This is a genomic window from Enterovirga sp. (assembly GCF_035325185.1).
In the GTDB taxonomy this organism is placed as follows: Bacteria; Pseudomonadota; Alphaproteobacteria; order Rhizobiales; family Beijerinckiaceae; genus Enterovirga.
Genome location: NZ_DAOLAJ010000058.1, coordinates 1 through 9,947, shown reverse-complemented (window position 1 = coordinate 9,947; position 9,947 = coordinate 1). Strand labels below are relative to the sequence as shown.

General features: G+C 70.7%; 10 protein-coding genes. 7 read left to right on the top strand and 3 right to left on the bottom strand.

Features of this window, described 5'->3' with window-relative positions:
• Positions 1-66: 66 nt before the first annotated feature.
• Positions 67-873 (bottom strand): undecaprenyl-diphosphate phosphatase, encoded by an 807-nt coding sequence (locus PKD06_RS12350; RefSeq protein ID WP_324380487.1) that lies wholly within the window; start codon positions 871-873, stop codon positions 67-69.
• 177 nt (positions 874-1,050) lie between these two features.
• Between PKD06_RS12350 and PKD06_RS12345 the strand changes: the two genes are divergently transcribed.
• The 4 genes from PKD06_RS12345 to PKD06_RS12330 are packed head-to-tail and all read left to right on the top strand — an operon-like array spanning position 1,051 to position 4,250.
• Positions 1,051-1,725: a glutathione S-transferase family protein gene (locus PKD06_RS12345; protein ID WP_324380486.1), complete on the top strand. Its 675-nt coding sequence runs from the start codon at positions 1,051-1,053 to the stop codon at positions 1,723-1,725.
• Positions 1,623-2,873, top strand: a complete 1,251-nt coding sequence (queG, locus tag PKD06_RS12340) for a tRNA epoxyqueuosine(34) reductase QueG (protein WP_324380503.1) — start codon at positions 1,623-1,625, stop codon at positions 2,871-2,873. Before PKD06_RS12345 ends, queG begins: the two co-directional genes overlap by 103 nt.
• Positions 2,866-3,372: a DUF2721 domain-containing protein gene (locus PKD06_RS12335; RefSeq protein ID WP_324380485.1), complete on the top strand. Its 507-nt coding sequence runs from the start codon at positions 2,866-2,868 to the stop codon at positions 3,370-3,372. Before queG ends, PKD06_RS12335 begins: the two co-directional genes overlap by 8 nt.
• Complete coding sequence (locus PKD06_RS12330; RefSeq protein ID WP_324380484.1) at positions 3,369-4,250, top strand: SDR family oxidoreductase; 882 nt, start codon at positions 3,369-3,371, stop codon at positions 4,248-4,250. The genes PKD06_RS12335 and PKD06_RS12330 overlap by 4 nt, the downstream gene beginning before the upstream one ends.
• Positions 4,251-4,266: 16 nt before the next feature.
• Here PKD06_RS12330 and PKD06_RS12325 read toward each other — a convergent pair whose 3' ends face one another.
• Positions 4,267-5,178 carry a GNAT family N-acyltransferase gene (locus PKD06_RS12325; RefSeq protein WP_324380483.1) on the bottom strand — a complete coding sequence of 304 codons (912 nt, stop codon included), beginning with the start codon at positions 5,176-5,178 and terminating at the stop codon, positions 4,267-4,269.
• A 101-nt stretch (positions 5,179-5,279) separates the two neighbouring features.
• Positions 5,280-6,986: an ATP-binding protein gene (locus PKD06_RS12320; protein WP_324380482.1), complete on the bottom strand. Its 1,707-nt coding sequence runs from the start codon at positions 6,984-6,986 to the stop codon at positions 5,280-5,282.
• A gap of 130 nt (positions 6,987-7,116) precedes the next feature.
• On the opposite strand from PKD06_RS12320, the gene PKD06_RS12315 reads away from it, so the two are divergent.
• From PKD06_RS12315 to PKD06_RS12305, 3 genes are all read left to right on the top strand, one after another.
• On the top strand, positions 7,117-7,863 hold the full coding sequence (locus PKD06_RS12315; RefSeq protein WP_324380481.1) for a VTT domain-containing protein: 747 nt from the start codon (positions 7,117-7,119) through the stop codon (positions 7,861-7,863).
• Positions 7,864-7,964: 101 nt separating this feature from the next.
• Entirely contained in the window at positions 7,965-8,639 is a 675-nt protein-coding gene (locus tag PKD06_RS12310) for a tripartite tricarboxylate transporter TctB family protein (protein WP_324380480.1), read from the top strand.
• Between the two features lie 40 nt (positions 8,640-8,679).
• Positions 8,680-9,947, top strand: a 1,268-nt coding sequence (locus PKD06_RS12305; RefSeq protein ID WP_324380479.1) for a tripartite tricarboxylate transporter permease, incomplete at its 3' end; no start/stop codon positions are given.

Sequence of the window (9,947 nt, the reverse complement as noted above, 5' to 3'; positions counted from 1 at the left end):
GGGCGGGGGGGGGCCCGGGGGCCCGGGTTAAGGCCGGGGGGCCCGGGGTTCCACCCCGCCGGCGTCTCACCCGAAGACGAGAAGCCCCGCGAGCCCCGCCGATCCGACCACGATGCGCCACCAGGCGAAGAGCGCGAAGCCGTGGCGGGAGATGTAGTCGAGCGCGGTCTTGACGACGAGGAGCCCCGCCGCGAAGGCCGCGACGAAGCCGATCGCGATCATCGCCGCGTCGTCGAAGCCCAGGAGCTTGTAGCTCTTGAGCAGGTCGTAGGCGAAGGCGCCCGCCATGGTCGGCATGGCGAGGAAGAAGGAGAATTCGGCAGCCGAGCGCTTGTCGGCGCCGAAGGCCATCGCGCCGACGATCGTCGCGCCCGAGCGGGAGACGCCGGGAATCATGGCGAGGCACTGGATGAAGCCGATGCCGAGATACATCTTCAGCGGAAAATGCATCGCGTCGCGGTGGCGCACCTGGAGGGGCAGGCGGTCCACCACCATGAGGACGAACCCGCCGACGATCAGCGAGAGGCACACGATCGTCGGGTTGAACAGGACGCCCTTGATGAAGGAATGGGCGAGGGCGCCGATGAAGGCCGCCGGCAGGAAGGCGACCAGCACCCCGATCACGAAGCGCCGCGCCTCGGCCGAATGCGGCAGGTCGACGGCGATGCGCAGGAGCCGCGTGAAATAGGCCGAGACGATCGCCAGGATCGCGCCGAGCTGGATGAGAACCGCGAAGGTCTTGTTGGCCTCCCCGTCGAGGCCGAAGAAATGCTCGACGAGCAGGAGATGGCCGGTCGAGGAGACCGGCAGGAACTCCGTCCCTCCCTCGACGAGGCCGAGAAAGAGCGCCTGCCACCATTGCATCGTGCCCATGTCGCGCCCCGCTTTCCGGCCCCCGTGCCGGGCTCGTTTCCCGCGGGCGGTTAGTTATCCGTTTATCCCTTTGGAAGGGTTGCAAAGAAACCATGGTTGCGGGCCTTGCCATGGTTACCGGCCGTTAACCGTGGACCGGCTTGATGGCGCTACGCTGCTTCGTCTTCGCCAGAGCCTATGGCCGTCCTGCACCATCACTCGTTCTGCCCGCATTCGCGCTTTGTCCGCCTGGCGATGGGCGAGATCGGCCTCGAGCCCCTGACCGAGGAGCGCAAGCCCTGGGTGCGGGAGCACGAGTTCCTTCTCCTCAACCCCTCGGGCACGACGCCGGTCCTCCAGGAGAACGAGATCGCCATTCCGGGCGCGAGCGTGATCGCCGAATATCTCGACGAGACGCGCGGCCTCGGCGTGTCCGGCCGCCGCCTCCTGCCGACGGACCCCGCCGGCCGCGTCGAGGTGCGCCGCCTCCTCGACTGGTTCAACGTCAAGTTCTTCGAGGAGGTGACGGCCCATCTCGTCAACGAAAAGATCTACAAGCGCTTCTCGCGCGAGGCGCCGGATCCGGCAGCGATCCGTGCGGCGCGCACCAACATGCGCTATCACTTGCGCTATATCGGCTATCTCGCCTCCACGCGGGACTGGCTGGCGGGCGATCACCTGACCTATGCGGATCTCGCGGCGGCGGCTCACCTGTCCTGCGCGGATTACCTCAGCGACGTGCCATGGGAAGAGGACGAGATGGCGAAGGACTGGTACGCGCGCGTGAAATCGCGCCCGGCCTTCCGCACGCTCCTCGCCGACCGGGTGCCCGGCATGACGCCTCCCCGCCACTACGCGGATCTGGATTTCTAGGGACGGGCGGGCGCCCCGCCGCGAAGCTGAAATCCGACCTTGCCGCGCGGGCGCGGGCGCTCGGCTTCGACCTCCTGCGCGTGACCTCGCCGGATTCGATTCCCGAGGCGCCCGGGCGCCTGCGCGCCTGGCTGGAGGCGGGCCACCAGGCGGGAATGGACTGGATGGCGGAGGGCGAGGAGAGGCGCGCCGCGCCTTCCGTGCTCTGGAGCGAGGTCCGCTCCATCGTGATGCTGGGCGCGAGCTGCGCCCCCCCGCACGACCCGCTCGCCCTCCTCGCCGAGAAGAGCCGAGGCCTCCTCGCCGCCTATGCGGCGCGGCGCGACTATCACGACGTGATGAAGGGCCGCCTCAAGGAGCTTGCGGGGGCGCTCGCCTCCCGCGCCGGGGCGGATGTCAAGGTCTTCGTCGATACCGCGCCCGTGATGGAGAAGCCGCTCGCAGCCGCGTCCGGGCTCGGCTGGACGGGGAAGCATTCGGTAATCGTCTCGCGCGGGCATGGCTCGTGGCTGTTGCTGGGGGCGATCTTCACCACCGCGGAGCTGCCGCGTGACGAGGCCGAGGGCGACCGCTGCGGCTCCTGCCGCCGCTGCCTCGACATCTGCCCGACCGACGCCTTCGCCGGCCCCTACCGGCTCGATGCGCGGCGCTGCATCTCGTACCTGACGATCGAGCACAAAGGCCATATCGCCCTCGAATTCAGGGAGGCGATCGGCAACCGCGTCTTCGGCTGCGACGATTGCCTCGCCGTCTGCCCCTGGAACAAATTCGCGCAAGCGGCGCAGGACGCGCGCCTGGCGTTCCGGGACGACCTCGCGGCCCAGCCCCTTGCCGATCTCCTGCGGCTCGACGATGCCGCCTTCCGAACCCGCTTCGCGGGGACCCCCGTCAAGCGGACCGGGCGGGACAGGTTTTTGCGCAACGTCCTCGTCGCGGCCGGCAATTCGGATGATGCGGCGCTGGCGGACGATGCCGAGCGGCTGCTGGACGATTCCTCTCCGCTCGTTCGGGCCATGGCGATCTGGGCGCTCGGCCGCCTCGCCCCGGAGCGGGCGCTTCGCCTCGCCGCCGGGCGGGAGGCCGCCGAGCCGGATCCCGATGTCGGGGCCGAATGGGCGCGCCTCGCGGAGCAGGCGGCCGATGTCTGACCTCCTGCCCCTCGAGAACATCGCCCACACGATCCAGGTCGCGCTGACGCCGGTCTTCCTGCTCTCCGGCATCGCGACGCTGCTCAACGTCTTCTCCACGCGGCTCGGGCGCGTCGCCGACCGCGTGGATCTCCTGTCGGCCCAGCTTCGGACTGCGAGCGGGGAGGAGGCGGAGTTCCTGACGCGGCAGCTCTCCTATCTGCGGCGGCGCACGACGCTGCTCGACATCGCCGTGGTGCTCGGCGCGAGCGGGGCCGCCCTGACCTGTCTCTCGGCGCTTCTGCTCTTCGGAAGTCCCCGCCGGCTTCCCGTGGAGCGCCTCCTGCTCTACTCCTTCGCCCTCTCCCTGGTCTGCTCGATCGGGGCGCTGACCGCTTTTCTCGCCGAGACCATGTGGTCGGGCCTCAGCATCCGGGCCGTCGCCCGGCGCGAGGAGAAGGCGCAGGCGCAGGGCCGGCGCGAGGAAGGGGAGGGCGGGGAAAGGGAGGGAATGTCGTGAGCCTTGTCGTCTTCGGCCTGGGCTATTCGGCCGAGATGTTCGTGCACCGCGCGGGCGGGCGCTTCGGGTCCGTCATCGGCACGCGGCGCCGAGCGGCGGTTCCTCCCGCGGGTGTGGCGCTGCGCCTCTTCCCGGGCGAGGAGGCGGCGCTCGAGGCCGAGGTTGAGGCGGCCGAGGCGATCCTCGTCAGCGTTCCGCCCGATTCCCCGGCGGAGGGCCGGGACCCGGTCCTGGCCCGCTTCACGGATGCCTTGCTCCGGGCGAGGAACCTGCGCTGGCTCGGCTATCTCTCGACGGTCGGGGTCTATGGCGACCATGCCGGCGGCTGGGTCGACGAGACGACGGCGCCCGTGCCCGGCGAGGCGCGCTCGCAGGCGCGGCTGCGCGTGGAGGAATCCTGGCTGCGCCTCCAGCGGGAGGCGGGGGTCCCCGTCCACGTCTTCCGCATCTCCGGCATCTATGGGCCCGGCCGCAGCGCCTTCGAGAAGCTCGCCTCGGGCCGGGCGCAGCGGATCGTCAAGGCGGGCCAGGTCTTCAACCGCATCCATGTCGAGGACATCGCGCGCATCCTCGAAGCCTCGCTGGACCGCCCGCGTCCGGGCGCGATTTACAACGTCACCGACGACGAGCCCTCGCCGCCCCAGGACGTGCTCGTCGAGGCGGCGCGGCTTTCCGGCCTCGCGCTGCCGCCGGAAATCTCCTTCGAGGAGGCCGGCCTTCCGCCCATGGCGGCGAGCTTCTGGGGGGAGACGAAGCGCGTCTCGAACCGCCTGGTCCGCGAGGAGCTGGGCGTCGATCTCACCTGCCCGACCTACCGGGAGGGGCTGCGGGCCATCCTGGCCGCATATCCGGGCGGGGTCGTTCCGAAGGTGGGATGATGCCGCCTTCGGCCGCTCAGGCGGCCTTCTCCTCCGGCGTGAAATAGCTCACGTAGCGCTCGCCGATGACGGCGACGGGCAGGGCGACGAAGACGTCGGTCGTGCCGAAGGCGCGATCGATCACGGCCCCGTCGCCGATCGTCGCGCCGAGACGCAGATAGCCCTTGAGCAGCGGCGGCAGGCGCTTGAAGGCGGCGCGCGCGTCGATGGCCTGCGGCGCCATCCGGTCCATGCCGCAGCGCCGGCTCGGATGCGGGCGCACGAGCCATTCGGCGGGCGAGCGGGCGTAATGGTGCAGGTAGCTGAGCGGCAGCGCGAGCGCCTCAGGGTCGGTTCCCTCCAGGCTTGCGCAGCCGATCATCGCCTCGCAGCGGTGATGGCCGACATAGGCCCAGATGCCCTGCCAGAGCAGCGCCAGCGTCTGGCGCGAGCGATAGGGCTTGAGGACGCAGGAGCGGCCGAGTTCCAGAAGGCGCGTGCCGGGGTGGCGGGCCAGGAGCGGGCGCAGGTCGAACTCACCGGCCGAGTAGAAGCCGAAGCGGCTCTCCGCGACCTCGCGGCGGAGCAGGCGATAGGTGCCGACGATCTTCGGCTTCTTCTTGCGGAAGCGCTTGGGTCCTGCCTCGTGGTCCAGGACCAGAAGATGATCGCAGATCTCGTCGAAAGGGTCGATGTCGCGGCGCGTCAGGCGCGCCCGGGTCGAGGGGGCGGCCGACCGCTCCTCGTAGAAGACCTTGTAGCGCAGCTTCTGCGCGCGCCTCACCTCCTTGGAGCCGGCGGCGAGGCGAACCTCGAGGGAGCCGCTGCGGCCGAGCGCCCCCTCCGGCTCCGCCCAGGCGTCGCCGCTTCCCCAGTCCAGCAGCGAGCGCACGAGGGGCTCGGGGCCCGATCGCAGGAAGCCGGGCAGGCTCGGCAGGTCCAGGGGCATCGGCGGCACATTCCTTTCGGCGATCGCATCAGGCCCATAGCGGAGGCGGTCGACGGTTCTATGACAGCCCGCGGGCCCGGCGCACAGCCTCCGGCGGGCGCTCAGGATGCCGAGCGGAGGGCTTCCCTGCCGTCCAGGGCGGCCGCGAGGGCCTCGACGGCGAAGGGCTTGCCGAGAAGGCCGTCGAACCCGGCCCCGCGCAGGATTTCCTCCTGCCCGCCGGTCGCGCTCCCCGTGAGGGCGACGATCCGCAGCCGGGTCCGGCGGCCGAGCTGCCGCTCCCGTTCCCGCGCGCGCCGCGCCGCCTCGCGGCCGTCGAGGCCGGGCATGTGAAGATCCATCAGCACGAGATCGAAAGACAGGCCGCCCTCGGCGAAGGATGCCTCGATCCGCTCCAGCGCCTCCGTCCCGCTCGCCGCCCATTCGACGACGGCGCCGAGCCGCTCGAGGGTTTTCACCGCGAGGAGCGCGTTGATCTGGTTGTCCTCGGCGAGGAGCACGCGCCGCGCGCGGGACGGCGCAGGGGCCGCCGGGACCACGCTCGCCGCCCGGGGAGCGGATGCGCCCGCGCCGGGAGCGTCGCCGATCTGCTCGACCAGGGAGCGGGCCCGGACCGGCTTGATCAGGTAGCGGTCGAAGCCCGCGGCCTGCGGCGGTCCGAAATCGCGCCGCTCGAAAGGGGAGAGCAGGATGACGGCGCGCGCGAGCCCGCGCCGCCGCGCCTCGGCCGCGGCGAGCCTCGCATCCGTTTCCGGCAGGGCGCGGTCGGCGACGAGGGTGTCGAAGCGCTCGCGCCCCATGAGGTCGACGGCTTCGGCGAGGGACCGCGCGATCCGCGCGCGGCCTCCCGCTTCCGCGACGACGCGGGCGAGATAGGGCGCCTCGAAGGGAGAGCGCGAGAGGATGAGGACATGCCGGCGCAGCGGCGCGGGCGCGGGCGGGGGGGCTTCGGCCTCCGGGAGGCGCAGCATGAAGCGGAAGCGCGAGCCGGCGCCGACCGTGGTGTCGAGCTCGATGCGTCCGCCCATGCGCTCGACCAGCCGGCGGGTGATGGCGAGGCCGAGGCCGGTGCCGTGCTCGCCGTCGCTGGCGGGGCCGGCCTGCTCGAATTCCTCGAAGATCGTGGCGGCGTGCTCCGGCGGGATGCCGGGACCCGTATCCTCGATGCAGAACGAGATCCGGCCGCCCGCCTCGCGCTCGATCCTGATGCCGGCTCCGCCCCTGGCGGTGAACTTCACGGCGTTGCCGGCGAGGTTGAGCAGCACCTGGCGCAGCCGGCCCGCATCGCCGCGGACCAGCCGCGGCAGGTCGGCGCCGACGAAGCAGGCGATCTCCGTGCCCTTGTCCTGGGCGCGCGGCGCCAGAAGCTCGGCCACCCCCTGCGCCAGCACGGCGAGGTCGAAGGGCTCCTCGGCGAGATCGATCCGGCCGGCCTCGATCCGCGCCATGTCCAGGACGTCGCCGACCATGGACAGGAACGCCTCGGCCGAGCTTCGCACGGCCTCGGCATAGGTGCGCTGCTCCGGGTCGAGCGGGGTCTCCAGCAGGAGGCGGGCCATGCCGATGATGCCGTTGAGGGGCGTGCGGAACTCGTGGCTGACGGTTGCGAGAAAGCGGGACTTGGCCTCGTTCGCGGCCTCGGCCCGGGCGCGGGCCTCCTGGAGTTCCCGGCGATCCGCCGCCGCGCTGCGGTCCGCTTCCCCGCGGGGACGGGCGAGCCACGTCCGGGCCGCGGCGAGGCCCGCGCCGAAGGCGAGGGCCAGGGCGCCCAGGCCGGTTTCGATCCCCAGAGCCAGCTCCGCCGGCATCGTTCCCCTCCCGCAACCTCCCGAAGGCTCTACCGCGCCCCCTCCTCAGGAAGCGTTGAGGAACATCGTTGCCGAAGAGGGGTCGGATTCGCTAAATTCCGAGCGATCCGGATGCGGTGGAGCGCCTTTCTTGATCCGCCGTCTGGGCCCCTTCGCCGTTCTGATCCCGCCCCTGGTCGCGCTCGCCGCGGCGTGGCTCGCGCTCCGCGAGGCGCCGTGGGACACGGCGAGCCTCCTCGCCCGCCGCGAGAGCCTGAGGCTGGCCGCGGAGGCGGCGCCCGTCGTGACGCTCGCGGTCTTTCTCACGACCTATTTCGTCATCATCTCCTCCGGCCTTCCGGTCGGGCCGCCCATGAGCCTGATCGCGGGCTTCCTGTTCGGACGCTGGATCGGCACCGGGGCCATCCTCGTCGCGGCGACGGCGGGGGCACTCGTCGTGCATGCGGCGGCCTGCCTCTCGGCGGGCACCCCCTTGGGCGAGCGGCTGCAACGGCGGGCCGGCCCGCTCTACGCGCTCGCCGCCGAGGACCTGAGGGCCAATGCCTTCGGCTATCTGCTCGTGATGCGGCTCGTGCCGTTCTTCCCCTTCTTTCTCGTCAACATCCTGGCCGGCATCGTCGGGATTCCGGCCCGGACCTTCGCGCTCGCGACGCTCGTCGGCCGGGCGCCGGCCGCCTTTCTCTATGTCAGCCTGGGTGAGGAGCTGGGGCAGGTCTCCCGCCTCGACGAATTGGTTCAGCCGCGTGTCCTGCTCCTTCTCCTGGGCATGGCGGCGCTCGCCGCCCTCCCGGTCGCGCTGGCCCATCGGCGCGGGCGGCTGTCGAGCCGGAATGGGCGGCGCTCGCCGCAGGACGGAAAGGAGGGGGACGCCGCCTGATTCCGCCGCTGTCCGGGTTGATTGCATCGGGAGTTCATGGAAACGATGCCCGGATCGAATGAATTCGGGCGGTGAACCCGATGACGGTGGGAGGAGCAGGCATGGCGGCCGATGCCGACAAGTCTCCGGCGCCGAGAGGGTTCGTGAAGGGACCGCAGGCATTCGTCGGCGGACTCGCCCTGATCGCCCTGGCAGCCTTCGCCCTGTGGCTGGTGAGCGACCTGTCGCAGGGGACCCTGCGCTCGATGGGGCCGGCCATGCTGCCGCGCTGGCTCGCGATCGGTGTCGGACTCTGCGGCGTGGCGCTGGTGGCGGCTGGGCTCCTCCAGGAGGGCCACGCCGTCGAGCCGATCTCCCTGCGGGGCTCGGTGATGGTGGTCCTCGGCATCCTGGCCTTCGCCGGGACGATCCGGGGCGTGGATCTCGGCGGCGGCGTGAGCGTGCCGCAGCTCGGCATGATCGGGGCGGGGCCGCTCGCCATGTTCATCGGCGGCTACGCGACCGCCGACGTGCGCTGGCGAGACCTCCTCATCCTGTCCCTGTCCCTGACGGCGGCCTGCATGCTGCTCTTCGGCGACCTCCTGAACCTGCCGATCCCGCTCTATCCGCAGGCGCTTTCCGACCTCTATCCGGCCGGCTGGAGCAACGACCTGCGCCTGCGCGTGACCGCCGGCGTGCTCGTGGCCCTGTCCGTCCTCATCTATTTCGTCATCCCCGGCGACAAGGACGGGATGATCGACGTCGTCGTCGACCAGCAGCCGGGGAACCTGCAATGAGCCCCGCCCGGACACGCTCCGACGGCATGCGGAGAGCCTGATGGGCGATCTCTTTGCCAATCTCGCCCTCGGCTTCGGGATCGTCTTCCAGTTCGTCCCGGTCGACATTCCCTTCATCGGCTCCGTCCCGCTGCCGCTGAACATCCTCCTGTGCTTCGTCGGCTGCCTCGTCGGCACGCTGGTCGGCGTGCTCCCCGGCGTCGGCCCGGTGGCCTCGATCGCGATGCTCCTGCCGATCACCTTCAAGTTCGATCCGGTCGGCGCCCTCATCATGCTGGCCGGCATCTATTACGGCGCCCAGTACGGCGGCTCGACCACGGCGGTCCTCGTGAACATCCCGGGGGAGGCGACCTCGGTCGTGACCACCCTCGACGGCCACCAGATGGCCAAGCAGGGCCGCGCCGGCATCGCGCTCGGCATCGCGGCGATCGGGTCGTTCTTCGCGGGTTGCGTCGCGACGGTCTTCATCGCGGCGATGGGCGCGCCCCTCACCAAGCTCGCGCTGATCTTCGGGCCGGCCGAATATTTCTCGCTCATGGTGATGGGCCTCGTCTTCGCGGTCGTCCTCGCCCGCGGCTCCGTCCTCAAGGCCATCGCGATGATCCTCGTCGGCATCCTGCTCTCGACGGTCGGCACCGATCTCGAGACGGGCCAGGAGCGCATGACCTTCGGCCAGCAGTTCCTGTCCGACGGCATCGACTTCGCGACCCTCGCCATGGGCCTCTTCGGCATCGCCGAGATCCTGCGCAACCTCGAGAACGAGGAGACCCGCGACCTCGTCAGGAGCGCGATCGGGCGTCTCCTGCCTTCCATGCAGGACATGAGGGAATCGGCGATGCCGATCGTGCGCGGCACGCTCGTCGGCGGCATCCTCGGCATCCTGCCGGGCAACGGCGCGGTGCTCGGGCCCTTCGCCTCCTACACGATCGAGAAGAAGCTCGCCAAGGATCCGAGCCGTTTCGGCAAGGGCGCCATCGAGGGCGTGGCGGGACCGGAAAGCGCCAACAACGCGGGCGCGCAGACCTCCTTCATCCCGCTCCTGACCCTCGGCATCCCGCCGAACGCGGTCATGGCGCTGATGGTCGGCGCGATGACCATCCACGGCATCGTGCCGGGGCCGCAGGTCATGACCAAGAACGCCAACCTGTTCTGGGGCATGATCGCGTCGATGTGGGTCGGCAACCTGATGCTCCTCGTCATCAACATGCCGCTGATCGGCCTGTGGGTGAAGCTGCTGAAGGTGCCCTACCGGCTGATGTTCCCGGCCATCATGATGTTCTGCTGCATCGGCATCTACTCGATCAACTC